The organism is Isorropodon fossajaponicum endosymbiont JTNG4, from assembly GCF_016592615.1.
In the GTDB taxonomy this organism is placed as follows: Bacteria; Pseudomonadota; Gammaproteobacteria; order PS1; family Pseudothioglobaceae; genus Ruthia.
Genome location: NZ_AP013043.1, coordinates 1,392,739 through 1,417,443, shown reverse-complemented (window position 1 = coordinate 1,417,443; position 24,705 = coordinate 1,392,739). Strand labels below are relative to the sequence as shown.

40 protein-coding genes, 2 tRNA genes and 3 pseudogenes are annotated in these 24,705 nt (G+C 38.1%); 24 read left to right on the top strand and 21 right to left on the bottom strand.

The genetic code is table 11. The features are described from left to right. Positions 1-28 precede the first annotated feature (28 nt). Together CVFO_RS08445 and CVFO_RS08440 are read left to right on the top strand one after the other, a co-directional pair. Positions 29-120: transfer RNA gene (locus tag CVFO_RS08445), tRNA-Ser, on the top strand. 20 nt (positions 121-140) lie between these two features. Further along, entirely contained in the window at positions 141-923 is a 783-nt protein-coding gene (locus CVFO_RS08440; protein WP_281064401.1) for a thiazole synthase, read from the top strand. A gap of 178 nt (positions 924-1,101) precedes the next feature. On the opposite strand, the gene CVFO_RS08960 is transcribed toward CVFO_RS08440, so the two are convergent. Next, the gene (locus CVFO_RS08960) at positions 1,102-1,566 is read right to left on the bottom strand and encodes a prenyltransferase (protein WP_225879267.1); all 465 of its coding nucleotides are present in this window, start codon (positions 1,564-1,566) and stop codon (positions 1,102-1,104) included. 113 nt (positions 1,567-1,679) lie between these two features. On the opposite strand from CVFO_RS08960, the gene CVFO_RS08955 reads away from it, so the two are divergent. Continuing rightward, positions 1,680-1,859 (top strand): hypothetical protein, encoded by a 180-nt coding sequence (locus CVFO_RS08955; protein ID WP_225879266.1) that lies wholly within the window; start codon positions 1,680-1,682, stop codon positions 1,857-1,859. Here CVFO_RS08955 and CVFO_RS08430 read toward each other — a convergent pair. Next, a complete protein-coding gene (locus CVFO_RS08430) occupies positions 1,856-2,176 on the bottom strand; it encodes a DUF6172 family protein (protein WP_201339556.1) in 321 nt (106 codons plus the stop codon). The two genes, CVFO_RS08955 and CVFO_RS08430, sit on opposite strands and share 4 nt — an antisense overlap. Positions 2,177-2,251: 75 nt before the next feature. Between CVFO_RS08430 and CVFO_RS08425 the strand changes: the two genes are divergently transcribed. The 4 genes from CVFO_RS08425 to CVFO_RS08410 are packed head-to-tail and all read left to right on the top strand — an operon-like array spanning position 2,252 to position 5,676. After that, complete coding sequence (locus CVFO_RS08425; RefSeq protein WP_201339555.1) at positions 2,252-3,361, top strand: aminotransferase class I/II-fold pyridoxal phosphate-dependent enzyme; 1,110 nt, start codon at positions 2,252-2,254, stop codon at positions 3,359-3,361. Then, complete coding sequence (locus CVFO_RS08420; protein ID WP_201339554.1) at positions 3,348-4,085, top strand: alpha/beta fold hydrolase; 738 nt, start codon at positions 3,348-3,350, stop codon at positions 4,083-4,085. The genes CVFO_RS08425 and CVFO_RS08420 overlap by 14 nt, the downstream gene beginning before the upstream one ends. A gap of 14 nt (positions 4,086-4,099) precedes the next feature. Beyond that, the gene (gene purE, locus CVFO_RS08415; protein ID WP_201339553.1) at positions 4,100-4,591 is read left to right on the top strand and encodes a 5-(carboxyamino)imidazole ribonucleotide mutase; all 492 of its coding nucleotides are present in this window, start codon (positions 4,100-4,102) and stop codon (positions 4,589-4,591) included. Then, complete coding sequence (locus CVFO_RS08410) at positions 4,588-5,676, top strand: 5-(carboxyamino)imidazole ribonucleotide synthase (protein ID WP_201339552.1); 1,089 nt, start codon at positions 4,588-4,590, stop codon at positions 5,674-5,676. Before purE ends, CVFO_RS08410 begins: the two co-directional genes overlap by 4 nt. Before the next feature lie 6 nt (positions 5,677-5,682). On the opposite strand, the gene CVFO_RS08405 is transcribed toward CVFO_RS08410, so the two are convergent. From CVFO_RS08405 to CVFO_RS08370, 8 genes are all read right to left on the bottom strand, one after another. Beyond that, positions 5,683-6,057, bottom strand: a complete 375-nt coding sequence (locus CVFO_RS08405) for a glutaredoxin domain-containing protein (protein WP_201339551.1) — start codon at positions 6,055-6,057, stop codon at positions 5,683-5,685. Further along, positions 6,054-6,887, bottom strand: coding sequence for a bifunctional methylenetetrahydrofolate dehydrogenase/methenyltetrahydrofolate cyclohydrolase FolD (gene folD / locus CVFO_RS08400; RefSeq protein WP_201339550.1), 834 nt, complete (start codon positions 6,885-6,887; stop codon positions 6,054-6,056). Before folD ends, CVFO_RS08405 begins: the two co-directional genes overlap by 4 nt. A gap of 3 nt (positions 6,888-6,890) precedes the next feature. Further along, on the bottom strand, positions 6,891-7,625 hold the full coding sequence (gene kdsB / locus CVFO_RS08395) for a 3-deoxy-manno-octulosonate cytidylyltransferase (protein ID WP_201339549.1): 735 nt from the start codon (positions 7,623-7,625) through the stop codon (positions 6,891-6,893). Then, complete coding sequence (locus CVFO_RS08390; protein ID WP_201339548.1) at positions 7,625-7,804, bottom strand: Trm112 family protein; 180 nt, start codon at positions 7,802-7,804, stop codon at positions 7,625-7,627. Before CVFO_RS08390 ends, kdsB begins: the two co-directional genes overlap by 1 nt. Next, positions 7,801-8,748 carry a tetraacyldisaccharide 4'-kinase gene (lpxK, locus tag CVFO_RS08385; protein WP_201339547.1) on the bottom strand — a complete coding sequence of 316 codons (948 nt, stop codon included), beginning with the start codon at positions 8,746-8,748 and terminating at the stop codon, positions 7,801-7,803. The genes CVFO_RS08390 and lpxK overlap by 4 nt, the downstream gene beginning before the upstream one ends. Positions 8,749-8,754: 6 nt before the next feature. Beyond that, a complete protein-coding gene (locus tag CVFO_RS08380; protein WP_201339546.1) occupies positions 8,755-8,964 on the bottom strand; it encodes a hypothetical protein in 210 nt (69 codons plus the stop codon). Between the two features lie 10 nt (positions 8,965-8,974). Then, complete coding sequence (locus CVFO_RS08375; protein WP_201339545.1) at positions 8,975-9,166, bottom strand: hypothetical protein; 192 nt, start codon at positions 9,164-9,166, stop codon at positions 8,975-8,977. Positions 9,167-9,316: 150 nt separating this feature from the next. After that, positions 9,317-9,526 carry a hypothetical protein gene (locus CVFO_RS08370; RefSeq protein WP_201339544.1) on the bottom strand — a complete coding sequence of 70 codons (210 nt, stop codon included), beginning with the start codon at positions 9,524-9,526 and terminating at the stop codon, positions 9,317-9,319. Between the two features lie 235 nt (positions 9,527-9,761). Here CVFO_RS08370 and CVFO_RS08365 point away from each other — a divergent pair, with 235 nt between their 5' ends. Together CVFO_RS08365 and CVFO_RS08360 are read left to right on the top strand one after the other, a co-directional pair. Further along, positions 9,762-10,025: a retroviral-like aspartic protease family protein gene (locus CVFO_RS08365; protein ID WP_201340401.1), complete on the top strand. Its 264-nt coding sequence runs from the start codon at positions 9,762-9,764 to the stop codon at positions 10,023-10,025. 346 nt (positions 10,026-10,371) lie between these two features. Next, positions 10,372-10,719: pseudogene (locus CVFO_RS08360) on the top strand (galactose-binding domain-containing protein); the annotation flags it as partial. A 16-nt stretch (positions 10,720-10,735) separates the two neighbouring features. On the opposite strand, the pseudogene CVFO_RS08355 reads toward CVFO_RS08360, so the two are convergent. From CVFO_RS08355 to cysS, 6 genes and pseudogenes are all read right to left on the bottom strand, one after another. Next, positions 10,736-11,524 (bottom strand): annotated as a pseudogene (locus CVFO_RS08355) (IS3 family transposase); the annotation flags it as partial. 65 nt (positions 11,525-11,589) lie between these two features. After that, positions 11,590-11,808 (bottom strand): transposase, encoded by a 219-nt coding sequence (locus CVFO_RS08350; protein ID WP_201339543.1) that lies wholly within the window; start codon positions 11,806-11,808, stop codon positions 11,590-11,592. Continuing rightward, entirely contained in the window at positions 11,805-11,987 is a 183-nt protein-coding gene (locus CVFO_RS08345) for a hypothetical protein (protein ID WP_201339542.1), read from the bottom strand. Before CVFO_RS08345 ends, CVFO_RS08350 begins: the two co-directional genes overlap by 4 nt. A gap of 125 nt (positions 11,988-12,112) precedes the next feature. Next, a complete protein-coding gene (locus CVFO_RS08950) occupies positions 12,113-12,439 on the bottom strand; it encodes an HAD family hydrolase (protein ID WP_225879265.1) in 327 nt (108 codons plus the stop codon). Positions 12,440-12,463: 24 nt separating this feature from the next. Further along, a complete protein-coding gene (locus CVFO_RS08945) occupies positions 12,464-12,679 on the bottom strand; it encodes an HAD family hydrolase (protein ID WP_225879264.1) in 216 nt (71 codons plus the stop codon). Next, the gene (gene cysS, locus CVFO_RS08335; protein ID WP_201339541.1) at positions 12,654-14,042 is read right to left on the bottom strand and encodes a cysteine--tRNA ligase; all 1,389 of its coding nucleotides are present in this window, start codon (positions 14,040-14,042) and stop codon (positions 12,654-12,656) included. The genes CVFO_RS08945 and cysS overlap by 26 nt, the downstream gene beginning before the upstream one ends. 132 nt (positions 14,043-14,174) lie before the next feature. On the opposite strand from cysS, the gene CVFO_RS08330 reads away from it, so the two are divergent. From CVFO_RS08330 to CVFO_RS08320, 3 genes are all read left to right on the top strand, one after another. After that, the gene (locus CVFO_RS08330) at positions 14,175-14,774 is read left to right on the top strand and encodes a peroxiredoxin (protein ID WP_201339540.1); all 600 of its coding nucleotides are present in this window, start codon (positions 14,175-14,177) and stop codon (positions 14,772-14,774) included. 199 nt (positions 14,775-14,973) lie between these two features. After that, positions 14,974-16,044 carry a 3-isopropylmalate dehydrogenase gene (gene leuB, locus CVFO_RS08325; protein WP_201339539.1) on the top strand — a complete coding sequence of 357 codons (1,071 nt, stop codon included), beginning with the start codon at positions 14,974-14,976 and terminating at the stop codon, positions 16,042-16,044. Beyond that, complete coding sequence (locus CVFO_RS08320; RefSeq protein WP_201339538.1) at positions 16,041-16,280, top strand: glutaredoxin domain-containing protein; 240 nt, start codon at positions 16,041-16,043, stop codon at positions 16,278-16,280. The genes leuB and CVFO_RS08320 overlap by 4 nt, the downstream gene beginning before the upstream one ends. Before the next feature lie 17 nt (positions 16,281-16,297). Here the strand turns inward: CVFO_RS08320 and CVFO_RS08940 are convergent, their stop codons facing one another. Together CVFO_RS08940 and CVFO_RS08935 are read right to left on the bottom strand one after the other, a co-directional pair. Then, the gene (locus CVFO_RS08940; RefSeq protein WP_342591038.1) at positions 16,298-16,705 is read right to left on the bottom strand and encodes an MBL fold metallo-hydrolase; all 408 of its coding nucleotides are present in this window, start codon (positions 16,703-16,705) and stop codon (positions 16,298-16,300) included. A 230-nt stretch (positions 16,706-16,935) separates the two neighbouring features. Continuing rightward, the gene (locus tag CVFO_RS08935) at positions 16,936-17,253 is read right to left on the bottom strand and encodes an MBL fold metallo-hydrolase (RefSeq protein ID WP_225879262.1); all 318 of its coding nucleotides are present in this window, start codon (positions 17,251-17,253) and stop codon (positions 16,936-16,938) included. A gap of 139 nt (positions 17,254-17,392) precedes the next feature. Here CVFO_RS08935 and CVFO_RS09275 point away from each other — a divergent pair, with 139 nt between their 5' ends. The 8 genes and pseudogenes from CVFO_RS09275 to CVFO_RS08290 form a co-directional block, all read left to right on the top strand. After that, positions 17,393-18,028: an MFS transporter gene (locus CVFO_RS09275; RefSeq protein ID WP_342591014.1), complete on the top strand. Its 636-nt coding sequence runs from the start codon at positions 17,393-17,395 to the stop codon at positions 18,026-18,028. 101 nt (positions 18,029-18,129) lie between these two features. Continuing rightward, positions 18,130-18,276 (top strand): hypothetical protein, encoded by a 147-nt coding sequence (locus tag CVFO_RS09270; protein WP_342591013.1) that lies wholly within the window; start codon positions 18,130-18,132, stop codon positions 18,274-18,276. Next, positions 18,270-18,476: a hypothetical protein gene (locus tag CVFO_RS09265; protein ID WP_342591012.1), complete on the top strand. Its 207-nt coding sequence runs from the start codon at positions 18,270-18,272 to the stop codon at positions 18,474-18,476. Before CVFO_RS09270 ends, CVFO_RS09265 begins: the two co-directional genes overlap by 7 nt. A 13-nt stretch (positions 18,477-18,489) precedes the next feature. After that, on the top strand, positions 18,490-18,660 hold the full coding sequence (locus tag CVFO_RS09260; RefSeq protein ID WP_342591011.1) for a hypothetical protein: 171 nt from the start codon (positions 18,490-18,492) through the stop codon (positions 18,658-18,660). 8 nt (positions 18,661-18,668) lie between these two features. Then, positions 18,669-19,214, top strand: coding sequence for an ADP compounds hydrolase NudE (gene nudE / locus CVFO_RS08305; RefSeq protein WP_201340454.1), 546 nt, complete (start codon positions 18,669-18,671; stop codon positions 19,212-19,214). Positions 19,215-19,982: 768 nt separating this feature from the next. Further along, the gene (locus CVFO_RS08300; protein ID WP_245394583.1) at positions 19,983-20,555 is read left to right on the top strand and encodes a beta-ketoacyl synthase N-terminal-like domain-containing protein; all 573 of its coding nucleotides are present in this window, start codon (positions 19,983-19,985) and stop codon (positions 20,553-20,555) included. Between the two features lie 6 nt (positions 20,556-20,561). Next, complete coding sequence (locus tag CVFO_RS09570) at positions 20,562-20,687, top strand: hypothetical protein (RefSeq protein ID WP_201340452.1); 126 nt, start codon at positions 20,562-20,564, stop codon at positions 20,685-20,687. Between the two features lie 62 nt (positions 20,688-20,749). Beyond that, positions 20,750-21,235, top strand: a pseudogene (locus tag CVFO_RS08290) (IS3 family transposase); the annotation flags it as partial. A 16-nt stretch (positions 21,236-21,251) separates the two neighbouring features. Here CVFO_RS08290 and CVFO_RS09565 read toward each other — a convergent pair. The 3 genes from CVFO_RS09565 to CVFO_RS08275 all read right to left on the bottom strand — a co-directional run bounded on the left by CVFO_RS09565 (position 21,252) and on the right by CVFO_RS08275 (position 22,254). Continuing rightward, on the bottom strand, positions 21,252-21,734 hold the full coding sequence (locus CVFO_RS09565; protein WP_425352131.1) for a tyrosine-type recombinase/integrase: 483 nt from the start codon (positions 21,732-21,734) through the stop codon (positions 21,252-21,254). A 118-nt stretch (positions 21,735-21,852) separates the two neighbouring features. Next, complete coding sequence (locus CVFO_RS08280) at positions 21,853-22,020, bottom strand: Arm DNA-binding domain-containing protein (RefSeq protein WP_225879364.1); 168 nt, start codon at positions 22,018-22,020, stop codon at positions 21,853-21,855. A 147-nt stretch (positions 22,021-22,167) separates the two neighbouring features. Beyond that, positions 22,168-22,254, bottom strand: a tRNA-Leu gene (locus tag CVFO_RS08275). Between the two features lie 89 nt (positions 22,255-22,343). On the opposite strand from CVFO_RS08275, the gene CVFO_RS08270 reads away from it, so the two are divergent. From CVFO_RS08270 to gcvH, 4 genes are read left to right on the top strand one after another with little or no spacing between them, the layout of a single operon-like run. Further along, positions 22,344-22,553, top strand: coding sequence for a PP0621 family protein (locus CVFO_RS08270; RefSeq protein ID WP_201339536.1), 210 nt, complete (start codon positions 22,344-22,346; stop codon positions 22,551-22,553). 3 nt (positions 22,554-22,556) lie between these two features. Continuing rightward, entirely contained in the window at positions 22,557-23,207 is a 651-nt protein-coding gene (locus CVFO_RS08265; RefSeq protein WP_201339535.1) for an inner membrane-spanning protein YciB, read from the top strand. Then, positions 23,204-24,283: a glycine cleavage system aminomethyltransferase GcvT gene (gcvT, locus tag CVFO_RS08260; protein WP_201340449.1), complete on the top strand. Its 1,080-nt coding sequence runs from the start codon at positions 23,204-23,206 to the stop codon at positions 24,281-24,283. The genes CVFO_RS08265 and gcvT overlap by 4 nt, the downstream gene beginning before the upstream one ends. Before the next feature lie 42 nt (positions 24,284-24,325). Further along, positions 24,326-24,700 (top strand): glycine cleavage system protein GcvH, encoded by a 375-nt coding sequence (gcvH, locus tag CVFO_RS08255; protein ID WP_201339534.1) that lies wholly within the window; start codon positions 24,326-24,328, stop codon positions 24,698-24,700. The last annotated feature ends 5 nt before the right edge of the window (positions 24,701-24,705 follow it).

Genomic DNA, 24,705 nt, shown 5'->3' with positions numbered 1-24,705 from the left:
ACAACTTAGCGTATAATGTTTCTCTCACGGAGAGTTGGCCGAGTGGCTGAAGGCGCGCCCCTGCTAAGGGTGTATAGGGTTTATCCCCTATCGAGGGTTCAAATCCCTCACTCTCCGCCATTACTTAAAAAATCCTTACGATGATGACTGACACACCACTGGTAATTGCAGGAAAAACTTATCACTCTCGCTTGCTGGTTGGCTCAGGAAAATACAAAGATTTAACGCAAACAAAACTAGCAACTGAAGCCGCTCAGGCTGATATTATTACCGTTGCCATTCGTCGAACCAACATCGGGCAAGACAAAAACGAGCCAAATTTATTAGACGTTATCAGCCTCGATGAATACACCATTTTGCCTAATACTGCAGGTTGCTACACCGCTAAAGATGCCGTACGTACGTGCCAATTAGCACGTGAACTTTTAGGCGGGCATAATTTGGTTAAATTAGAAGTATTAGGCGATGAAAAAACCCTATACCCCAATATTGTTGAAACCCTATCTGCTACACAAACCCTAGTTAATGATGGTTTTGATGTTATGGTTTACACCAGTGATGACCCAATCATTGCTAAAGAATTAGAACGCATCGGCTGTTGCGCCATTATGCCACTTGCCTCACTCATTGGCTCAGGCCAAGGCATTGCCAACCCAGCAAACATTAAACTCATCAAAGAGCACGCTAATGTACCCGTACTGGTTGATGCTGGTATTGGTTGCGCCTCAGATGCTGCCAAGGCTATGGAGCTAGGCTGCGATGGCGTACTAATGAACTCAGCCATCGCCAATGCCACCAATCCAGTCTTAATGGCAAGTGCCATGAAACACGCTGTCATTGCAGGGCGTGAATCCTTCCTTGCAGGTAGAATGATGAAAAAAGCTTACGCTTCAGCCTCATCCCCAATGGAAAACTTAATTTAACTAGCTATGGGTAATTCACTTTGGTTTATTACTTTACTACAAGAAAAGCCGTTAGTTGACTTTATGATTGGTTTGGTTTTTTAGCCATTATGCTTGGCTCTAAAAATTTAGCTGTTTATTTTTATGCTAAACAAAGAAGGAAAATCACCAATGGCTTCTGCATACTGCACTGCACCTTTTAGGGAAAAAACGCAAGTGGTATTGGCGGCAATGCAACCAAACTTAGCACTGGCAAATAGCCGCTAACAATAAATAACACAATTGTAATTATTGTTAATGCAATAAATAACCCATAAATTATGTTACTGGTTTTTACACCGTAAGCAATGGGAAAATGCTTTCTACCAACATTAGCATCAGCATGAATATCAGGATATTGATTAAGTAAAAGAAGGTTGTTGACTAAAAAGAAAGGAATGATTGCAATAAGCCAAGATTTTGGCATGTTACCCCCCTCTAGCGCAAATTGAGTGCCTACAACCATAAGAAAACCAAAACCAATTCCCGGTGCTATCAAACACAAAATGGGATTTTTATTAATCCAATCAGTGTATGTAACAATCAAAACAACACCTAATGGAATAACTTCTTTCCCATGTTCAAAGGCAAAAAATACGCCAATAATAAGCACAGTATTGGCCATTTCTGGATTCTCTGGAAGAGCGCCAACTACCCCCACTAAATTGTGTTCTTGTTGTTGCTAGATCCAATCCACTCTTGAAATCGAAATATTCATTAAGGGGTATTAACACTAATATGCGCAAATACAGCACCAAGCATCGTAAGCGCGAACAACAAGTGGTTTATACTGTGGTTGGGCTTGCTATGGTGATACTCACCCCTAAAAATACGCAAACTAGGGCTAATAATAAAAATGGAATCCTTATTGTCTTAGCAATTGTATTTAATTTCATGTCTGACAAATTAAGAACTTAATCCGGAAAGTTTTTTTCCTCTTTTTCCTCTTCAGGTTTTTTAGTTCGTACACCAGGCTTGGACAGAACTTCTAAGAAAAAAGAATCTAAACCTTCTGCATCAGCCTCTGAAATTACTTTGTTAATTTCAGAAACATGGATCACGCCACAAGAAGCCTCGTCAGCACCATAGCGACAATCAAAGTCCCAAAAATCTACCTCTTCAGGTCGTTTTTTATTACGCTCACGTTTAATATACTTTTTAAGTTCGTATTTAATGGCTTCAACCACTCTGGGTCTTTGTTTTTTAGGGTGTGAAAAGCTGAATGTTTTTTTCATGATGTGTCTAGATAAATAGCAAGAGATTGATTATATTGTATTATCAAGCTACCTTACAAACTATAAAATAGATTCATGGATTTTTCAAAAAAATTATCAAACCTTAAACAAAATCATCTTTATCGCTTAAGAAAAATATCTGAAAATACACAAAATACTCAAATGATTATCAATGGAAAATCATTGATAAATTTTTGTTCAAATGATTATCTATCGCTTGCCAGCCATCCACAAGTTAAAGAGGCATTCAAACAAGGGGTTGATAAATTTGGGGTTGGTGCTGGTGCATCACACTTGGTTAGTGGGCATACATCGGCGCATCAGGCGTTAGAAGAGGCGTTGGCTGATTATACAAAGCAAGAGAAGGCCTTACTATTTTCAACGGGCTATATGGCAAATATTGGGGTGTTTTCTGCACTTAAAGATGAGCTTGATTGGGTCTTGCAAGACAAACTTAACCATGCTTCACTTATTGACGCTAATCATTTAATTGGTTTACCACTTCAGCGCTACTTGCATAATGATGTTGAATCATTAAAGAAAAAAATAGACAAGCAAACTGGGCAAGGATTAATTGTGACTGATAACGTATTTAGCATGGATGGTGACCGAGCTAATATTAAAAGTATTGAAAAAATTGCCAATGAGTCTGGTGCACTTTTAACGCAAGATGATGCGCATGGATTTGGTATTTTTAAGACAAATATTCCTCAAAATTCGATTTACATGGCAACGCTAGGTAAGGCAGCAGGCACAATGGGGGCATTTGTAGCTGGTAATGAGGATTTGATTGATTTTTTAATCCAAAAATCACGTCCTTATATTTATACCACAGCAATTGCACCCGCTTTATGCGTTGCCACGCTAAAAAGTTTGGAACTGATTAAACAAGGTGAGAAAAATGCTAAATTATTAGCCAATATTCGTTATTTTCAGAGCCTTTCTAAAACGTTATATTTACCCATTACAAACTCTAATAGTGCCATTCAGCCATTCATTGTGGGTAGTAGTGAAAAGGCAATTCACCTTTCAAAAGAACTGCTAAATGCAGGCTTTTATGTCAGTGCCATTCGCCCACCCACCGTGCCAAAAGACACAGCGCGTTTAAGAATAACATTAAGTGCCGACCATACACAAAGCCAAATTAAACAACTGCTCACTCAACTTAAACATGCTATACAGTAACACACAAGGTATTGGGGTTGATTTAGTGTTGCTTCATGGCTGGGGGTTTAATTCAGAGTTGTTTAACACTTTGGTTGATGATTATAAAAACCAATGTCGTATCACCATTATTGATTTACCTGGGCATGGTAGGAGTGCTAATGTTGATGGTGGGCTTGATGAGTGGTGTGATGAAATTATCAAAATTTTGCCAAAAAACCCTATTTTATTAGGTTGGTCATTAGGTGGATTACTTGCCATCAAGATTGCCAATAAAATAACGCTTTCAAAGCTTATTCTTGTTGCATCAACGCCTAATTTTATCCAAACAGACTTTTGGGAATTTGGTATAGACACAGATAATTTTGAGCAATTTTCAAGCGCTCTGCAACTGAATCTATCAAAAGGCTTAAAGCGCTTTATTAGCTTGCAAACCAAAGACAAATCAAAACTTAAAGCGCTAAATAAAGCCATTGAACAATACCTAGCAACAACACAAGCACTTAATCAGGGCTTGGAAATCTTACTCAATACAGATCTAAATAATCAACTTAAAAAACTATCTATACCCATAGAGGTAGTGCTGGGCAAATATGACACCTTAGTGCCTATTAAAATCAGCCGTTGGTACCATCAAAATAACATCAAAACATTAATATTAAATACTGGACACTTGCCTTTTTTACATCAAGATTTTGCCCTATCCTCAATGCTTGAAGTTAAGTATAATCTAAATAATACTTAACTCCGGAGAGACTGATGAGTGCACTAGTGGGTGTTATTATGGGGTCAAAATCAGATTGGGCAACCATGAAAAATGCAGTGGATATACTCAAAGAACTTGGTGTACCACATGAGGTTAAGGTGGTTTCTGCACATCGAACGCCTGACTTGATGTTTGACTATGCATCCAGTGCACTTGAACGCGGACTTAAAGTCATTATTGCGGGTGCTGGCGGTGCTGCACATTTGCCGGGCATGGTCGCAGCCAAAACCATTGTGCCCGTGTTAGGCGTGCCTGTCCAATCACGCGCACTTAGTGGTCAAGACTCTTTGCTGTCCATTGCTCAAATGCCTGGCGGTATTCCTGTTGGTACACTGGCTATTGGTGAGGCAGGTGCTAAAAATGCAGGTATTTTAGCAGCACAAATCATTGCAAATGATGATGACACTATTAGGGCAAAAATACTCGCTTTTAGAGCCCAACAAACACAAGACATTTTAGACCATCCAAATCCATCAGCCAAATGAAAATAGGCATATTGGGTGCAGGTCAGCTAGGCAGAATGCTTGCACTTAGTGGTTATTCACTAAATCATCAATTTGGATTTTCTGGCAACGCTACTAACGAACCCGCTGCATTACTTGGGCATATGTTTGCCAAAAAAAACAACTCTGATAATATTGACTCTTTAGTAGAATTTGCTGATGTTATTACTTTTGAGAGTGAAAATACTGAGGTTGGTATTGTTAAAGAAATTAACAAAAAAATACCTGTTTATCCCAATGAGAAATCCCTATTTATTACGCAACATCGTGGTCGAGAAAAGGCTTTATTTAATCAGCTAAACATTCCATGCGCACCCTATCAAATGGTAAGTTCTGAAGCGGATTTACAAGCGGCAGTTGAAACAATTGGCTTGCCCGCAATCTTAAAAACTGCAACCGAAGGGTATGATGGTAAGGGTCAATTTTTCATTCATGAAACTAGTCAGATTACCAAGGCTTGGGAAAGTATAAACGGGGTTGAGTCAATTCTAGAAGGGTTTGTAAATTTCAAACGTGAACTGTCCCTAATTGCTGTACGTGGTATTGACAATAGCCACAAATACTACCCACTGGTTGAAAATACACATCATCAGGGTATTTTAAGATTAACCATTGCACCTGCTCAAAATATTGACAAAAAGGTTCAAGAAATAGCGCAACATTATATGCAAACTTTACTTGACGAAATTAATTACGTTGGCGTTCTGACCATTGAACTATTTGACACTGAAAACGGCCTGGTGGTGAATGAAATGGCGCCACGGGTACATAACTCTGGACATTGGAGCATAGAAGGGGCTAACACCTCACAATTTGAAAATCATATTCGTGCTATTACTGGCATGCCCCTTGGGGATACTACGCCAACGCATCTATTTTGTGCAATGATTAATATTATTGGTCAGCTTGGAGATATTGATGCCATTCTTGAAATGCCAAATGCGCACCTACATTTATATGATAAATCTGAACGTAAAAACCGAAAACTTGGTCATATTAACATGACCGCCAATTCTCAAACCGAGTTAGAAGATAGCATTGCAAAGTTAAAAGACTTTTTGCCTTAACAAGTATTAGCTAAAATGCTTATTTAGATAAGTGCTAATGTCATTAGATTCAAACATCCACTGCACTTCATCACCCTTGGTAATCTTTAAGCAAGGCACTTGAACTTTGCCAGTCTCTCGTTGCATTTCATCTCGAAACTCACTGCCAATAGTTTGTGCATTACGCATAACAATATTTAGATTCAATCGTCTAATCATTCGGCGAGTTTTGATACAAAACGGACAACCAAAAAACTGATATAATTCAATATTAGTAGTTTGCTCATCTGCTTTTTTCTGTTGCGCACTAGTGCGCTTAATTTTTCCAGCTGGAATCAGCCAACTAATAAAAGCAATAATAGCGCCTAAGCCATTCCTAAGTCCTTTTAATAATAATTTCATATTTTTGCCTCATATGCGGTTAATGTATTTTCTAATAAGGTAGCAATGGTCATTGGTCCAACACCACCTGGTACTGGAGTAATCCAGCTAGCAACTTGCCTAACAGATTCAAAATCAACATCGCCAACCAATTGATTATTATCCAATCGATTAATTCCCACGTCAATCACGATAGCACCTGGTTTAATCCAGTCGCTTTGAATCATCTTAGCAATACCAACTGCAACGACAACAATGTCTGCCTGTTTTAATTTATTAGAAAGGTTTTTAGTTTTGCTGTTGCAAATAGTAACTGTTGCTTGAGCATTTAACAACTCACACGCCATCGGGCGACCAACAATATTAGACGCACCCACCACCACACAATTTTTACCCACTAAATCCACGCCAATGGTTTCGAACATCGTCATCACACCCTTGGGTGTGCATGGTCGTAAAAAAGGTTTATTCTGCATCAATTTACCAATGTTTTCACTATGAAAACCATCTACATCCTTTTTAGGTGAGATAGCTTCAATCACTAAATTAGTATCTAAATGTTTAGGTAGTGGTAATTGCACCAAGATACCATCAATTTTATCACTATTGTTCAAACGCTCAATTTCAGATAATAATTCCGCTTGAGTGGTATTGGCGGGGTTGTTAATTTTTTCTGAATAAAAACCCACCTCTTTACAAGCGTTGTCTTTATTACGAACATAAACTGCCGAGGCCCCATCATCGCCAACTAAAATAACTGCTAACCCTGGCTTTCTATCAAGTGTGTCAACTTTTAATTTAATGCTTGCTCGTAAATTCTGTGCAATTTTCTTGCCATCAATAATATTCATAATTCAACTCAACTCTTTTCTTACTTTATCTAAATCACGTTGCGTATCAACACCATGCCCAATACTAGCGCAAGCCAATGCCACATGAATATCAACCCCTTCGTTAAGTACCGTTAATTGTTCTAATTTTTCAACTTGCTCATAGGAAGAGCTGCTCATGGTTAAGTATTGTTTGATAAACCCTGCTCGATAAGCATATATACCAACGTGTTTAAAGCACAACTTTAAATCAAAATCCTTTGCTTCTCTAAAAAAAGGAATGGCAGCACGTGAAAAATATAAAGCCTTGCCGGCTTTATTAAAAACCACCTTAACGCAGTTAGGGTCAAGATACTGTGCCTTATTAGCAATTTGCTCATATAAAGTTGCCATGTGCATAGGACTGGTTGCCAAGTTATTAGCCACTTGATCAATCACACTTGGACTTAGCATTGGCTCATCGCCCTGCGCGTTAACAATAATTTCATCATCATTAATACCTAACTCTGCTAGCACTTGTGCAATTCTTGATGTGCCAGAAGTGTGGTGTTTATCAGTCATACAGGTTAAAGCGCCAAAATCATTAGCAACCGCTTCAATGCGCTTATCATCAGTTGCAATAATGACACGATTTGCACTACTATTGATTGCATTTTCATAGGTTAATTGAATCAAAGGCTTGCCATGAACATCTTTAAGCAGTTTGGCTGGCAATCTGCTTGATGCGTATCTAGCAGGGATAATAACGGAAAAATCCATTACTTTTTATCAATACCTTGCTCTAATTGACGCGCCTCTTCAACTAGCAAAATTGGAATACCGTCCTCAATTGGATAGGCTAAGCCACTCACTTCACAAATAAGCTCATTGCCCACTTGTTTAAGTGGGGCTTTGCTTTTAGGGCATACTAATAATTTTAATAAAGTGTCGTCAATCATAATTTAGCGTCTAGTTTTTTAAAAAAATCATCGCTCAAATTAGCCTCAACTTGCAAGTACCACATTTGATTGTGTGCGAATCGCCTACATTTTACACAATCCTTAGCAGTCATAAGAATTGGATGATTGTTCTCAAACGCTAAATCACTTTGTTGATAAGTATAATGGTCAGCAAACATATGGGACTCTAAATTAATGCTCAATCCAATTAATGCATCAAAAAAACGTTGAGGATGGCCAATGCCAGCAACACCATGACAATATTTACCTTTAAAATAATCCAGTGGTTTTTCCTCACCTGTTTTAACATTAACAAACATTTTTAATGCTAGTTCAGTGCTAAACTCACCTGCACACAAACTAGCATTATTTATCACAAAATCAACACTTTTAAGTCGGGTGGTTGACTCTCTTAACGGACCTGCTGGCAAAAAAAATCCATTGCCAAAACGCCAAGTGCCGTCAACCACAGCAATTTCTACATCTCTATCCATTTTGTAATGTTGTAAACCATCATCACTGATGATTAAATCAACCTGACATTGATTGATTAAATCCTTAACCGCTTGCGCCCTGTTCTTATTGACCATCACCGGCAACTCTGTTTGCAAGGCAATCAGTAACGGCTCGTCGCCTGATAAATGGACATTGGTGTCCTTATTTACCAATAAACTGCCTTGATGATGCGCACCACCATAACCACGCGACACTATACCTACTTGCCTACCTTGTTGTTTAAAATATTGCGCCAATGCAATCACGATTGGTGTTTTCCCTGTACCACCCACTGTAATATTACCCACCACAATCACAGGATACTTAAATTTTTGAACCTGAAAAAAATTAACTCGATAAAGCCATTTTCTAAACACTGATACCAAATAAAAAACACCTGAGACTGGCAACAGCAAATAATTAATAATACCTCGGGTATTTAAATTCATTGTGGTCTAATACTCGTTTTGAGTTTGATATTTTTTCTCGGTGAATTTCAATACCCCTGCAGCAGGCAATATCAAAATTGAGACAACCATAATGAGTAAATTAAACTTATCATTCACCATCAAAGATTTCATATCAATGACCAAGAAACGAGTAATGGCAATAAATATCAAAAAAATCACAGGCATTTTATGGGTTTTAAAATAAATATCCGTCATGCGCCTAGCTCTAGATAAATAAAAGTAAAATATCTTTAAGTGATGCAAAACCCGACTCATGCTGCATAATAATCAAATACTCATGAGCAGCTGATGACCAAACAATTGTTGCACCCACCACAAACAATCCCACAACGTGGAATATTTCAATAAGAATATCACCCAGTTGATCAATGTTATCTTTCATTGTTGAATTAGCCATATACCCCTTTATTTAGCCATTTATAAAGTACTAATTATGACAAAATACCACACCTGTAGGTAGGTTTTCTAATCAACGCTTAAGAAATCATAAGATTTAGCCTTAGCCACCATATAAATAAATCCACCATGGGTTCTCACTTTAAAGCTATTATCCTAGATAAGTTATTCTTATACCGCCACCGCCACTTGATCCGGTGTTTATGCCATAAACCCAACTACCATCAGGATTATAACCATTTTCTCCTTTGCCAAGCTCAAGCACACCTAGCGAGCGAGCCTCTCTATCTAAGTTGGTTATTTCCCCGCCATTTGATGTGCCGCCATCCCCCGCCCACAACCCACCTGTGGTAGCACTCACACTTTGCGTACCGCCAAGACCATCATTTGATGCTGTGCCAATACCACCTTTACCATACGAAGTACAGGAAATACTACCTGCAACACCTGCACCAACCGTAATTACTGGCTAGGCCATTCCAAGCATCAGCACTAATTCTAAATGACACTGTACCATAGGCAGGGATTGTGCTAACTTCTGAATAAGCCTCTTTGATATTTAGATAACGATTAGCCCAATCTAATGTAGGAGCAGTATCAAAAGAAAATGCAGCAATGAATCTTTTAACCAGGCAGAGAAAATCACTTTAAGTACTGCAAATGGCACTATTACAGCCCATAAAATTAATATTAAAGAATTTACAGTGGGTGCAATCACAAAACAAGATTTTCTCATTGCTGTTCTACCACAAGCAAAACTACCTTCCAATATTGATGGTTTATTAGGCACTGATTGGCTCCAAGCCTTTTACTTTGTAATTGATAAAAAACAATTATTATTACGCCTTACACCTCATTAAATTCATGATTGCTTAGTTTTTTTTAATCAAAACCTTTCAACACAACTTGCCATTAGTGCTAAACTAATTTTAAAATCAATACAAAATTCTATTTCCATATTAAGGAGAACGCCCAATGAATTCATTGCTCATCACCAAAAGTTTCTCCCGTATTTTATTACTAATAGCAACACTCTTCACCTTATTTAACCACCACTGTTCACGCTGTTACCACTGGCTTAGTCCTCAATAAACCCACCACACAATCCTCCACAGGTTGGGGTGGTGTTTCTTCGAGAGCGGTTGATGGCAACACTAGCGGCAACTATAACCACAAAAGTACCACCAACACCCAAAACCGTCAAGGTGTGTTTGGTGGCGTGTTGATTTACAAAGCGATCAAACCATTAATCAAATCGTTATTTACAATCGTACTAATTGTTGTAAAGGCAGCAGATTGACTAACTATCGAGTCAGTGTTGCCACTGATGCTGATTTTAATGCCATCACCTATCAGCAAGACTTTCATGCCTATCCTAACCCCGGCACAACAATTGACTTAGGTGACGAAGGCACACAAGGTCGTTATGTTAAAGTCCAACTACTCGATAAAAACTTTCTCTCTTTAGCAGAAGTTGAGGTCATAGGTAATATAGACAACAAAGGCGAGAAAGGAGGCAAGGGTGATAAAGGTATTCAAACTGCAATGCTCTAACCTACTTGGACACATTTCAAGCCGCTTTTTTCAATTCAGCCATCTTTTGAGCAGGTGTTAAATACCCAATCGCTGAATGAATCCTTTTGTAATTATACAAGTAGATATAACCCTCTACATTTTGCACGACTTCACTATGATTTGCAAAACTTTGATAATTTAATCTCTCAGTCTTCAGACTTCTAAAGAAACGCTCCATGACCGCATTATCCCAACAATTACCTCGCCTGCTCATGCTTTGAGTAATGTTGTTCTTGTTGCAATAATCAATAAAAACTTTAGAAGAGTATTGAGTCCCTTGATCAGAGTGGAACATGTGTTTATTTGTATTGGGCTGGTGTCTAGACACAGCATTACTAAGCGCATCCTTTGCCAACTGAGCATTAGGCTGTTTTGACAATGCCCAACCAACAACTTGTCTTGAGCCTAAATCCAACACACTGGCTAAATAACTCCCACCTTGATAGGTTTTGATATAGGTAATATCACCAACCCAATGCGTATTAATTGATTGCTGCTCAAACACACGATTTAATAGGTTTTTTGCCTTTTTAAACATCAATCTAGTATTAGGGTAATAATGACGCTTTCTTGGGCGTATGGCAACTACATTGGCTTTTTTCATTAGCGTTGCGGTTTGGTAAATACCAATGTTATAACCTTGGTTATTCAAAACTACCCGCATTCTGCGTTTGCCATAGGTGTATCCAACTTCAATAGCAGTTTGTTTGATTAATTTAATCATAGCATTGGTGTTGTTGTTTACTCGCTTATCTTTGACTTGATAGTAATAACTACTGCGAGGAAGTTTGAGTAATGCTCATAATTCTTTAGTATTGTATTGTTGGCAAGCCTTGTTTATCTTGATAATCATATCACTTGGTGATTGTCCACAGCGAACAAGGCTGTTGCCTTTTTTAAGATTTCATTGTCCCTTTGTGCGCGCCAAAGTTGTTTCTCAAGCAGTTGTATTGTTTGTTGTTCAGAAGTCAGCGCTTTGCCTGACTCTGGTGTTTGTCCACCAAGCTCTGCTAGGTATTGTTTTCTCCATCTGCTAACTGCTGAGGAGCAAGCTCCTGATATTATCATGATTTTTTTTTTGCATTTGGGTGGGCAGCTCTTAGTGAGTCATGAGAAGGCTGATGAGCACCATGTTCGTGCCCATGCTCAATGACGATTTCTCCATTTTGGAGGTTTAATTTTTCTACTAAATTTAGATGAGTTATGTGTGCGTCGTTATTACCCTGAATGCCAATTTTTGTATTCATTTTTATAAATGTGCCTTGACGGGTAGTGCGTGTTCAAAAGTTTCGATATTGATGAATCCTTTTATTGATTTTGTGTCCATTTTAGAGTTGGGCTTATTGATGACAACAATGGTGCCAATGCCGTATTATTTAGTGGCATTTAGCACTGATAAAGAATCGTCAAAGAAGATACTTTTTTGCTTGTTCAAATGAATAGCTTTGTTTAACTGGTGCCAAAAATCTTGCTCCTCTTTAGCCATATTGTAGTCATGCGATGAAATAATAGCATCAAAATATTGAGCTAAATTAGTGATTCGCATTTTTAATTGAATGGTTTTTCTATGGGCATTAGTGACTAAATAAATGCGTTTTTTGTGTTGCTTGGCTTGTACTAAAAAGTCTAGTACAAACGGATGTATTTGGATTAAATGAGCCGCGTCTTCTTTGAGTTTGGCAATGCCTAGTTTAAACACTTTTTACCAATAATCCAAACAATACTAGTGTAGCTTACCCTCTTGCGCTCGAAGAATGGGGTAGATTTTATCTTTTGATTGTTGGTGTGTCAGGTTGTATTTATTGGCAAAGACCAAAGGCATATACTCCATCCAAAAATGCAAATCAAAATTAAGGTCTAGCAAAGTGCCATCCATGTCTAATAAAATGGTGTCTATTGAAGGCCAGTCAATGTTATTTTCTACGCCAAGTTGTGCCATTGGCATTATCCTCTAGTACAATGCCAAGCTCAGCTAGCTTGTCTCTAATTTGGTCACTTAGTGCAAAATCTTTATCAACTCTGGCTTCATTTCTGCTGGTAATTTTTGTATCAACTTCGCTGTCTGATAAGGAAACACCTTGCTTTAAAAATTTATCTGCATCCATTTGCAAAATACCAATATAGCCACCGAGTTTTTTGAGTAATTGCGCCAAAGTATTGGCTTGGTCAACATCCTTTTGACGTTGTGAATTGACTGTTTTTGCCAGCTCGAATAAAACACTCAAGGCGATGGGTGTGTTAAAGTCATCATCAAGTGCTTCATTAAATCGTATTGAGTAGTCAAAACGCATGGATACTTCCTCAGTTGCTGCGCTAGAAGCGTTGAGACCACGAATGGCGGTGTACAAACGAGATAGTGATGACTTGGCCTTATTAAGATTATCATCTGAAAAATTAAGTGGACTGCGGTAATGAGAACTCATAATGAAATAACGCAAGGTTTCACCATCATAGCTTTCTAATACGCCACGAATGGTGAAAAAATTATCCAATGATTTGCTCATTTTTTCATCATCAATATTGACAAAACCTATGTGCATCCAAGTGTTAACAAAAGTGCAATCATTCGCACCTTCAGATTGGGCGATTTCATTTTCATGATGCGGAAAAGCCAAATCCATACCACCACCATGAATATCAAAGTGATTGCCTAAGTGATGCGTGGACATGGCAGAGCATTCAATATGCCAACCAGGGCGACCCTGCCCCCAAGGGGAGTACCAGCTTGGTTCGCTGGGTTTGGACATTTTCCAAAGGACAAAATCCAGTGGGTCTTTTTTGGCACTTTCTACCTCAATCCGCGCACCCGCCTCAAGCTCATCAAGATTTTTCCTTGAGAGTTTCCCATAATTTTTAAAACGGCGCACTGAATAATACACATCACCATTATGAGCTTGATAAGCAAAGCCTTTTTCAATCAGCGACTTTATCATATAAAACATTTGGTCCGTCGTATCAGTTGCACGTGGTTCAACATCAGGCGGTAACACGCCAAGAGCGCGCTCATCTTCGTGCATGGCGTTAATAAAACGATTAGTCAATGTGTGTGTATCTTCTTTGTTTTCAACAGCGCGTTTGATAATTTTGTCGTCAATGTCGGTGATATTACGCACATATTCAACATTTGGAAAAAGCCGCCTAAGGTGACGAGTGATGATATCAAACATCACCAATACTCGTGCATGACCCATATGGCAATAATCATAAACCGTCATTCCACAAACGTATATGCCTACTTTATCGGCATTAATTGGGCGAAAAACTTCTTTTTGTTTACTTAGTGTGTTGTAAATTTTAAGCATAGAGCGGTATTTTACGTGAGTATCTATCTGATTTTGTCTTGTCAATAACAAACTCTTGCTTTTTATATGATTTATGAGCATAAGCAGTTGTATAATTAACGAGTTTTTTAATTATATAATAGGAGAAAATGCATGAGCGTTTTAGTCACACAACAAGCCCCAGATTTTACAGCTGCTGCTGTTTTAGCAGATGGTACGATTGTTGATAATTTCCAACTTTCTAGCCTTAAAGGTAAGAAAATTATGTTGTTCTTTTACCCACTAGATTTTACTTTTGTTTGTCCTTCAGAGATTCTAGCGCATCACCACAGAATGACGCAGTTTAATGACAAAGGTGTTGAAGTGGTTGGTGTTTCAGTAGATTCACAGTTTACGCATAATGCATGGCGCAACACTGCACCAGCAGAGGGTGGTTTGGGCGTTATTGATTTCCCATTGGTGGCTGATACTGACCATTCTATTATGGAAGCTTATGGCATTGTGCATCCAGCAGGTATTGCACTGCGCGCATCATTCTTAATTGATGAGAATTTTGATGTACGTCATCAAGTGGTGAATGATTTACCACTGGGTAGAAATGTTGATGAAATGTTGCGTATGGTTGATGCGCTTGATTTCCACACTGAGCATGGTGAAGTTTGTCCTGCAGGTTGGAACAAGGGCGATGAAGGCATGAAAGATACACCTGCAGGTGTGGCTGATTATTTGTCAAAACATGCCGATGAATTGTAATTAAATTTGATGTTGAATAAGGGAGTTTAGGCTCCCTTTTTTTATGGCTTATACAGAGAGGATTAGCAATGAAAATGAAAAAATATAGATGCATTGTGTGCGATTGGGTGTGCTCAGATTGGGTGCTAGTAAGGCCGAGTTTGAAATGGTTGAAATCTAGTAAAATAACTTTTTTTAAAACTGATGTAAAGGAAGAAGCATGTCAAAAGTATTAATATTACCAGGCGATGGCATCGGTCAAGAAATTATAACGCAAGCGCTTAAAGTGATTGACCGCTTGAATGCAGATTTTAATCTTGGCATGATGCTTGAACATAGCCTAGTTGGTGGTAGTGCCTATGATGAAACTGGTTCGCCTTTGCCACAAGCCACACTGGATGCTGCACGTCAATGTGATTCTATTTTATTAGGTGCTGTGGGCGGTTACCAGTGGGAATCTTTAGAGCGTAATTTGCGACCAGAACGAGGTTTGTTGGGGCTGCGCGCAGAAATGGATTTGTTTTCTAATTTACGTCCTGCGATTTTATACCCACAACTTGCTAGCGCTTCTACGTTAAAAGAAGAAGTGGTGTCAGGACTTGATTTGATGATTGTTCGTGAGCTGGTTGCAGGTATTTATTTTGGCAAGCCACGAGGTATTGAAGTGCGTGATGGGCAAAAATATGGGTTTAATACAGCCACTTATTATGAGTCAGAAATCAGACGTATTGGACACTCGGTCTTTAAAATTGCACAACTTCGTAACAAGCGTGTTTGCTCAGTAGATAAGGCAAATGTGCTAGAAGTATGTGAATTATGGCGTGAAGTGATGACGGATGTGGCTAAAGATTATCCAGATGTTGAATTGACCCATATGTATGTGGATAATGCTGCGATGCAATTAGTCAGAGCGCCTAAGCAATTTGATGTGATGGTGACTTCAAATCTATTTGGCGATGTGCTGAGTGATTGCGCAGCAATGTTGACCGGCTCAATTGGTATGTTGCCGTCAGCTTCGCTTAATCAAGATGGGTTTGGTATGTATGAGCCTATTCACGGTTCAGCACCTGATATTGCAGGCAAAGATATCGCTAATCCTTTGGCGACTATTCTTTCAGTTGCTATGATGTTGCGTTATTCACTCAATCAAGTGGACTTGGCACGTAAAATTGAAGTGGCAGTTAATACTGTATTAGATAAAGGTTATCGCACGCAAGATATTGTAACAGAAGGTGGCTTGGTTGTTGGTACGAATGAAATGGGTGATTTAGTAGTAGAGGCATTGGCATGAAGATCGTAGTCTATTCAACCAACACTTGCCCAATTTGTGTCAAAACCAAGGAACTATTAAACAAATGGAATTTACCATTTGAGCAAAAAATGATCGACGAAGACCGTGCACTTATGGTGGAGTTCTCAAAAGTGACTAACGGCGCTAGAATGGTGCCACAAATTGTTATTGACGATAAGCATATCGGTGGATTTAGCGATTTAACTGAGTTGCATATGGATGGCTTTTTTAGCTAGCATCCTACCCAAAAGGTTTATAAATCTAGCGCCTCAATCTCAAGTAGCATTTTGCCAATATGTTTGCCAAAATGCTCATCAAACCCATGCCAATTTTTATAAGCAGTTAGCTGTTTAATGGCGATAGGTTTAATTTCATAGTCAGCCAGGTCTTGCTCATAGCCTTTTTTAGCTTCATCTTGGATGATGAGTAGGTAATCTAAAAATGGCTTAACAGCATGGTTTACATTGCCTGACGAGCCATGGCCAGGTACGTAATAATCTAGACCTAAATCCGTTGCATATTGCAATACTTTGATGTTGTCATGCATGCTGGAGCTGTTGTCAAAACGACCCATGCGATTAACAAAGCCATTGTCACCTAAGAATAAAGTTCTACTATTGACATGCTCAATCATAATATCTGTATTAGTGTGTGCTTTGATGGTAGGGCTGTGGATTTTAAATTGCTCTGAGCCTATAAGTTGATGACTTGTAAATGTTGGGTGGCATCAGTTGGATAGGTGGCAATTGTGTCTTTTGTTAAGCCATCAGTTAGAGTTGCCATTAGATTGACCTAGTTATCACCTTCACCATTTTTAGCCTCAATAATCATTTATGGGTAAGCATAAATTTTGACACTGGGGTATTTTTCGATAATAATTTGATTGCCCAGTCAACGGTCGCCATGAACATGTGTATTAAAGACAGCAATAACAGGTTTTTTGGTAATTTTTTCAACTTCTTTAAGCACTTTTTTACCTACACTATAGGCGCTGCCTGGGTCAACAATAATAACACCTTTTTTGCCAATAATAATGCCAGGGTTATTCATAAATCCCTGGTTCTGTACACTTGGCTCACCAGATGGACCATGAATGATAAGTAGGTTATTGCTAAGCTTTTCAGGCGAAAATTCGCCCATGCCTTGAATAGTCCAAGCGTTTGACAAAGTTGATAAAGTTAAAGTAAATAAAAGATAGATTGTTTTCAATGCTCTCCAAAAAGTCATTGTATCTCGCATCTTATCAGGTTTTAGGAGTATGCTCAGTTAGAATATAAAACAAACCAAATAAGCCTACCCTTATTGATTATATAAGGCTAAATATGTAACAATTAGAGGGTATTTAATTATGTCAATACAAGAGATACAGCATGGCATATTTGAGAATAAATCACAAATTATTCTTCAACTAATGCAAGTTTTTTTAGTAGGTTTTGCGATTGGTATGACAAGAGTGGTTATTCCTGGTTTGGCAGATGCAGAGTTTAATTTAGGTAAGCAGCAGTTTTTATTGTTAACTTCTTTTGTGGTTGTGTTCGGTGTGGTTAAGGTTGTGATGAATCTATTAGCAGGTCGTTTGAGTGATCAATATGGTCGTAAACGCGTGCTAATTGCAGGATGGATTGTTGCAATCCCGATGCCGTTTATGATTTTATATGCACCTAATTGGAATTGGATTATGGCGTCAACCTTGTTGTTAGGCATTAATCAAGGCTTGTGTTGGTCAATGACCATTAATAGCAAGCTAGATTTAGCACGATCAAACCAAAAAGGATTGGTCAGTGGTATTAACGAATTTTCTGGTTATGTTGCTATTGCTGGCGTGGCAACTGCTTATATTGTTAATCTGATTGGCGCAAGACAAGGTTTGTTCATATTTGGTATTGTGGTCATTGTGCTTGGGTTATTTTCATCCATCTTTTATATCAAGGAAACCATGCCATGGGCTAAGTTGCACCAAAGAGGTGAGTCCTTAATGGCATAGCAAAGTCTTGACAAGTTGTTTATTCAAGCGAGTTGGCATGATAAGATTTTGCTGTCGTTGAATCAAGCAGGACTGATAGTAAAATTTACAGATGCCATGGTTTGGATATTTTTGCCCGTGTTTTTTTATCTAAGTCGCTAACGCTGATAGAAGGTGGTGCTATTGTTTCAGTGTATGCACTTGTATGGGGCGGTTCTCAGTTGATTACGGGGCCTTTATCTGATAAAGTTGGACGCACAAAGTGTTAATTGTTAGTGGTATGTGGTTATGCGGGCTTGGCTTGTTAAGCATTCCATATACGAATAATGTATTTTTATGGACATTGGAAGCTGGAATAATGGGCATAGGTATGGCCATGTTATATTCAAAATTGGGCGCTGCTGTCGCTGATTTTGCGCCAGTAGAAACACGGGGGAATACTACTGGGTATTTATCGATTTTGGCGTGATTTTGGTTATGCTGTGGCAGCATTAACACTAGGCACGACTGCACAAATGACCCAAGCATTAACAGCACCATTTTTATTAGCATCTGTTGCTATGATTGTGTCTGGGCTGTATGTCTTAATAAGACTGCCCAATCGTAAAAACCGGCTTTATATTTGGCTGTTATTGTATCAATCAATGGCATAATACCAACCATGCGTAAGAGGCCTACAGTATTAAATATTAAAACCATTGCCACAACGCGTTTTTTCAATATTGAGGAAATGGATATTGAATTTTCAAATGGTTCAAAGAGAGTATACGAGCGTTTAAAACCGCCAGGCAATGGTGCAGTATTAGTTATACCAATGTTAGATACTGAAACTGTGTTGATGATTTATGAGTATTCTGGTGGTACAGATCGATATGAACTCGCATTAACCAAGGGAAGGATTGATGATGGCGAAACACCTATTGAGGCTGCTAATAGAGAGTTAATTGAGGAAATTGGCTTTGGTGCTAACAAATTAACTTTTATCAAAGAAATGACCATTGCGCCTGGCTATCAATCTAGTATTACCTACATTGTACTAGCGCAAGATTTATATAAAGCGAGTGCACAAGGCGATGAACCGGAACCATTAGAGGTAGTCGCATTTAAGATGGTCGATTTAGAAAACTTGGTTTACAATGAGGATTTAACTGAAGCCAGAAGCATTGCAGCCTTATACATGGCAAGAGATGTGATTAACAACCAGTGACATTACGCCAATTAAACACAGCCTATGAAATCTACAAAACAATATTTGTTCACTTAAAAAAACTCAACAGCTAGAGTTTCGTTGTCTCGTTGCTATTTCTAGCATTTATTATTCCAAAGTTTATTGTAGGCATATCAAAGAAGTTAATCACATGTTGGATCATGCTGAAAGGAAAAAACTGGAAGAAAGCTCGTTTTAAAAAGATGTGGTAAGAATGATAGGGTAGTTTTGTCATTGTTAATCGTGGAAAGAACAACACTAAAAATTTCTTTGAAAGGTACCACTATAAAATTATGGAATTTCTAATTTTCCACTATTTCAAAAATTATTTACTATTTCTGCAGAGGGAATTAAACTTCACAGAATCTATTTGGGCTTAAATAAAAAAAGCAATTTGCCAACATTTAAAAAAGGTGTTGTTTGAATTTTGAGGCTAAGTAAAATCCAGATATTTTTATGCATGATAAAGGTTTAAAATAAGTGCTTAATTTTGTTGTTTCTAACCAAGGATAAAATTTGAATAGAGTTGCTATTACAGGAATGGGTATTGTTAGCAGTGTTGGTAACAAACATGGAGTCTGTTCTATCATCTTTAAAAAATCAAAAATCTGGAATTATCTTTTCAGATGAACTAAAAGAACTGAACCTGCGCTCGCAAGTCATTGGTAATGTTGATATTGATGCTGCTCAATATCTAACACACAAGCAATTGCGTTTTTATCACCTGTTGCTTCTTTTTGTGCCATTGCCATACAACAGACTGTTGAAATGTCAGGTTTAAATAAAACTGACATATCCAATAAAAATACAGGGCTTATCGTTGGCTCGGGCAGTGCTTCAAATGATAATGTCATTAATACCTATGAAACGTTCAAGCAAAAAGGTATTAAAGGCATTGACCCGTTCCGTATTTTAAAAACCATGAGTTCAACTGCCAGTGCTAATTTAGCAAGCCTATTTAAAATCAAAGGATTGAGCTATTCTATTAGTGCCACTTCTAGCCACTGTATTGGTAGTGCATTTGAACAAATTCAACAAGGCAAGCAAACTGTGATGTTTGCAGGTGGTGGCGATGAGGTGCATTGGTCATCTGCTGTGTTATTTGATGCAATGAGAGTTTTGTCTGCAACTGACAATCCTAAAAACGCATCTATACCGTTTGCTAAAAATAGAGGTGGTTTTGTGTTCTCTAGTGGTGCTGGCATTGTCGTTTTGGAAAACTTAGAGCATGCTCAACAAAGAGGTGTCAATATTCTTGCAGAGCTGGTTGCTTATGGCGCTAGCAGTGATGGCTGTGATATTGTTAAACTCAATGCCGAGGGAGTTGTTCTTGCTATGTAAAAAGCGATTTATCAGGCAAAAGACTTTGATGTCGATAAAATTGACTATATCAATGCCCATGCCACCAGCACTCAAGTAGGCGACGGTGGTGAAATTAAAGCAATCAAAGACCCTGTAAACCAGATTGTGTAAACCCTCATATTTTATAATCCCCAAAAAGGAGAAAGAACATGAGTAGCACAATACTGCAATAGTCTAATTTTATTGGTGATATTACCTATATCAAAACCTATCAAGGTGGGAGTTATTTAGCCAGTGTGTTGGATTTAGGCTCAAGACAAGTTGTTGGTTGGGCATTGTCAAAACAGCCTAATGCTCAGTTGGCAAAGGATGCGCTTAGTAATGCTGTGTCTAGACACCAGCCCAATACAAATAAACACATGTTCCACTCTGATCAAGGGACTCAATACTCTTCTAAAGTTTTTATTGATTATTGCAACAAGAACAACATTACTCAAAGCATGAGCAGGCGAGGTAATTGTTGGGATAATGCGGTCATGGAGCGTTTCTTTAGAAGTCTGAAGACTGAGAGATTAAATTATCAAAGTTTTGCAAATCATAGTGAAGTCGTGCAAAATGTAGAGGGTTATATCTACTTGTATAATTACAAAAGGATTCATTCAGCGATTGGGTATTTAACACCTGCTCAAAAGATGGCTGAATTGAAAAAAGCGGCTTGAAATGTGTCCAAGTAGGTTAGAGCATTGCACTATCAGAATTAATAGTCTTTATATTTTTTAATAAATCAACGACCTGTGTACACAATGGAACAATATGCGATACATTAGTTTTCATACGACTTGCACTAATTCTAATGAGTTTATTGTTAAAATCTATTTCATTCCATCTGAGCCCAGCCAGTTCATTCGGTCGCAGGAATAAATAAGGAGCAGTTTTTAAAGCTGTCTCTATTTGATAACTACCTTGGTAGACATTAATCATCTTTAGCAATCCACCAATCTCTTTAGGATCGGTAATCGTGGCATAATGGTTTGTCTTTGCTTTCTTGAATATGTTGCCTGGTAAATCCCTTGTTGGGTCATGCTTTATAATGCCAATACCGACACAGTAGCGAAAAACCCTGCTTGCGTGACTTTTTACTTTTTGTAGTGTTTCAATAGTGCCATTTGCTTCAATTCTTCTAAATACAACGAGTAAATTTTGTGGCTCTAGATCAATGACATTTGTTTTAAGACTTTATTTGTGTGTTTCAGACTCCAGACAGTTTTATTTTGATTGCGCCACCCATAAAACATTTCTGAAAAAGATTTAGACTCAAGTTCTCTCTTTATATTAGCTATTTTTCTTGATTTTTGACGGTATTAGGGTTGAGTTCTTGATCAAGCAACAACCTATAAGAATCTCTATTTTTTCTAGCTTCAGGTAGACTAACAACAGGATATTTTCCCATAGTCAACATTGTTTCTTTGCCATTGAATTTATATCTATAACACCAGTGCTTAATACCTTTTGGCTTTAAATTCTTAATTCATTCAACATCTTTTAATAGTGGGTAGATTTATAAAAACTAAAACAAAGTGTTAAGTTCCTATAAATGTTATGTGTCATATACAAATTATAGACATACTGAGACATAGATTTAACTTGAAGTTGGTGCCCGGGGCCGGAATCGAACCGGCACAGCTGTGAAGCCGCAGGATTTTAAGTCCTGTGTGTCTACCAATTTCACCACCCGGGCAGTTTAGTTTGTGAATTATCGACACATAAAAAGAGGCAATTATATACTAAGCATTGGTAAAATTTCACTTTTTGTCAGAGTTGAATTGTATGGGAATTGCTAAGTTAATTATTATTGTTTTATTTGTGTGGACGGGCTTTTGGCTTTTAAAAAGGTTTAGAAAACCAGCTGATCGTATTGACCAAAAATCATCGGTTAATAAAATGCTTGCTTGTAGTGTTTGTAAGGTTCATATTCCTGAAAATGAGGCAATCATTCAAAATAATAAGGTGTATTGCTCAAAAGAGCATTTGGAGTAAGTGATGAAATTTTTACTTGATTTTTTTCCTATTGCCCTATTTTTTCTTATCTATAAGACGATGGGTTTGTATATGGCAATTTATGCCATGATTGGTGCAACTTTTTTGCAGATAATGATTGCCCGCTATCGAACGGGCAAGTTTGAAAATATCCATTTAATAACATTTGGTTTATTGGTGATTTTAGGTGGTGTAACACTTGCCCTTAGAAATCCTGCATTTTTAATGTGGAAAGTTAGTGTGTTGTATGGGGTGTTTGCTTTTGCACTAGTGTTGAGTATGTGGATTGGCAAGAAAACTTTATTGCAAAGGATGTTGGGTAAAGAACTAGAATTGCCAGAAAATGTGTGGCATCAACTTAGTTGGTTGTGGGGGCTTGGGTTTACGGGCATTGCTATTGTTAATGCTTATTATGTTAATCTTGCTTTAGGTGCTAGAAAGGAGTTATTTACTACTACTGAACTTGATTCTAAAATTGAATTGACAGAGCTAGATTGTGCAAATACAATAATGGAGCAACTTTGTATTATTGCCCAGCAGACTGAAGAATCTTGGGTTAATTTCAAGCTATTTGGCACCATGGGGCTAACATTTATATTGATTGTTATCACGATAATTTTTATTAAAAAACACATTAAAGAGGATAAAAAATAATGAAACAAACGCCTTTATATCAAATGCACATAGAGTCGCAAGGAAAGATGGTTGATTTTGGAGGTTGGGAAATGCCACTTAATTACGGCTCACAAATTGAGGAACATCATCAAGTGCGCCGTGATGCAGGTATGTTTGACGTCTCGCACATGAGTGTGGTGGATTTTAAAGGCGTGCAAGCAAAAGCATTTTTGCAAATTTTGATTACTAATGATGTTGATAAGCTAAAAACACAAGGTAAGGCGTTATATAGTTGCATGCTAAATGAGTCAGGCGGGGTGGTGGATGATTTGATTGTTTATTATCAAAATGACGAATATTATCGTATGGTAATTAATGCAAGCACTACTGAAAAAGATATGGCCCGGATTAACATTCAAGCAAATGGTTTTGATGTATCAGTTGAGTGTATGTCTGATTTAGCAATGATTGCTGTACAAGGTCCAAATGCAAGGGCAAAAGTATTTGCAGCTATGTCAGGGATTGAAGAGGTTTGTGGTGAGTTAAAGCCATTTAGTGCAGCTAGTTTAGGTGGATTATTCATTGCACGTACAGGCTATACAGGCGAAGATGGGTTTGAGATTATACTGCCTTCAAGTTCAGCAAAATTTACTTGGCAAATGTTGCTTGAGGCTGGCGTTAAGCCTTGCGGCTTGGGTGCGCGTGATACTTTGCGCTTAGAAGCGGGTATGAGTTTATATGGCTCAGAGATGAGTGATGATGTTTCACCGCTTGAAGCGGCACTCACTTGGACGGTTGATCTGGTTAATGAAAATCGTGCGTTTATAGGTCGTGATGCATTAGAAGCATTAAAAGAAAAAGGCGTTGAAAGGACTATTGTTGGTCTAGTTTTAGAAGGCAAGGGTGTAATTCGTGACCATCAAAAAGTAATCACCAGTCTGGGTGAAGGTGAAGTTACTTCAGGCATATTTTCACCTACTATGGGCAAGGCAATTGCACTAGCAAGTGTGCCTAAGGGCAGTACTGGTAAGTGTGAAATTGAGATACGAAAAAAGCAAGTTTGTGCTAAAATAGTTAAACCACCATTCGTGCGTAATGGCAAAGTATTGGTTTAAATAAGTAGGCAAGTCCTGCTTGAGAAAATTTAGGAGAACAGCATGAGCGAAATAAGAGAGGATAGACAATACACACAAACCCACGAATGGATTTTAGATCATGGCGACGGCACTTATACCATGGGCATTACTGATCATGCACAAGCATTATTAGGTGATATGGTATTTGTAGAATTACCCAACGTTGATGATGAAGTCTCTATCGAGGATGAATTTTGTGTGGTTGAATCTGTCAAAGTGGCTAGTAGCGTTTATGCACCTGCTGATTTGCAAATTATTAAAGCCAACGAAGCGCTTGATGACGAGCCAGAACTGGTTAATTCTAGTTGTTATGATGATGGCTGGTTGGTTAAATTTAAGTCTCATTCAGTTGATGGCTTAATGGATGCTACTACTTATGTGAAAACACGAGACTAAAATTT

Bases quoted from the DNA above. Each gene is read 5' to 3' on its own strand.
- CVFO_RS08440 (WP_281064401.1), top strand. From the start codon at position 141: ATGATGACTGACACACCACTGGTAATTGCAGGAAAAACTTATCACTCT.
- CVFO_RS08960 (WP_225879267.1), bottom strand. From the start codon at position 1,566: ATGGCCAATACTGTGCTTATTATTGGCGTATTTTTTGCCTTTGAACAT.
- CVFO_RS08955 (WP_225879266.1), top strand. From the start codon at position 1,680: ATGCGCAAATACAGCACCAAGCATCGTAAGCGCGAACAACAAGTGGTT.
- CVFO_RS08430 (WP_201339556.1), bottom strand. From the start codon at position 2,176: ATGAAAAAAACATTCAGCTTTTCACACCCTAAAAAACAAAGACCCAGA.
- CVFO_RS08425 (WP_201339555.1), top strand. From the start codon at position 2,252: ATGGATTTTTCAAAAAAATTATCAAACCTTAAACAAAATCATCTTTAT.
- CVFO_RS08420 (WP_201339554.1), top strand. From the start codon at position 3,348: ATGCTATACAGTAACACACAAGGTATTGGGGTTGATTTAGTGTTGCTT.
- purE (WP_201339553.1), top strand. From the start codon at position 4,100: ATGAGTGCACTAGTGGGTGTTATTATGGGGTCAAAATCAGATTGGGCA.
- CVFO_RS08410 (WP_201339552.1), top strand. From the start codon at position 4,588: ATGAAAATAGGCATATTGGGTGCAGGTCAGCTAGGCAGAATGCTTGCA.
- CVFO_RS08405 (WP_201339551.1), bottom strand. From the start codon at position 6,057: ATGAAATTATTATTAAAAGGACTTAGGAATGGCTTAGGCGCTATTATT.
- folD (WP_201339550.1), bottom strand. From the start codon at position 6,887: ATGAATATTATTGATGGCAAGAAAATTGCACAGAATTTACGAGCAAGC.
- kdsB (WP_201339549.1), bottom strand. From the start codon at position 7,625: ATGGATTTTTCCGTTATTATCCCTGCTAGATACGCATCAAGCAGATTG.
- CVFO_RS08390 (WP_201339548.1), bottom strand. From the start codon at position 7,804: ATGATTGACGACACTTTATTAAAATTATTAGTATGCCCTAAAAGCAAA.
- lpxK (WP_201339547.1), bottom strand. From the start codon at position 8,748: ATGAATTTAAATACCCGAGGTATTATTAATTATTTGCTGTTGCCAGTC.
- CVFO_RS08380 (WP_201339546.1), bottom strand. From the start codon at position 8,964: ATGACGGATATTTATTTTAAAACCCATAAAATGCCTGTGATTTTTTTG.
- CVFO_RS08375 (WP_201339545.1), bottom strand. From the start codon at position 9,166: ATGGCTAATTCAACAATGAAAGATAACATTGATCAACTGGGTGATATT.
- CVFO_RS08350 (WP_201339543.1), bottom strand. From the start codon at position 11,808: ATGATAATATCAGGAGCTTGCTCCTCAGCAGTTAGCAGATGGAGAAAA.
- CVFO_RS08345 (WP_201339542.1), bottom strand. From the start codon at position 11,987: ATGAATACAAAAATTGGCATTCAGGGTAATAACGACGCACACATAACT.
- CVFO_RS08945 (WP_225879264.1), bottom strand. From the start codon at position 12,679: ATGGCACAACTTGGCGTAGAAAATAACATTGACTGGCCTTCAATAGAC.
- cysS (WP_201339541.1), bottom strand. From the start codon at position 14,042: ATGCTTAAAATTTACAACACACTAAGTAAACAAAAAGAAGTTTTTCGC.
- CVFO_RS08330 (WP_201339540.1), top strand. From the start codon at position 14,175: ATGAGCGTTTTAGTCACACAACAAGCCCCAGATTTTACAGCTGCTGCT.
- leuB (WP_201339539.1), top strand. From the start codon at position 14,974: ATGTCAAAAGTATTAATATTACCAGGCGATGGCATCGGTCAAGAAATT.
- CVFO_RS08320 (WP_201339538.1), top strand. From the start codon at position 16,041: ATGAAGATCGTAGTCTATTCAACCAACACTTGCCCAATTTGTGTCAAA.
- CVFO_RS09275 (WP_342591014.1), top strand. From the start codon at position 17,393: ATGTCAATACAAGAGATACAGCATGGCATATTTGAGAATAAATCACAA.
- nudE (WP_201340454.1), top strand. From the start codon at position 18,669: ATGCGTAAGAGGCCTACAGTATTAAATATTAAAACCATTGCCACAACG.
- CVFO_RS08300 (WP_245394583.1), top strand. From the start codon at position 19,983: ATGTCAGGTTTAAATAAAACTGACATATCCAATAAAAATACAGGGCTT.
- CVFO_RS08270 (WP_201339536.1), top strand. From the start codon at position 22,344: ATGGGAATTGCTAAGTTAATTATTATTGTTTTATTTGTGTGGACGGGC.
- CVFO_RS08265 (WP_201339535.1), top strand. From the start codon at position 22,557: ATGAAATTTTTACTTGATTTTTTTCCTATTGCCCTATTTTTTCTTATC.
- gcvH (WP_201339534.1), top strand. From the start codon at position 24,326: ATGAGCGAAATAAGAGAGGATAGACAATACACACAAACCCACGAATGG.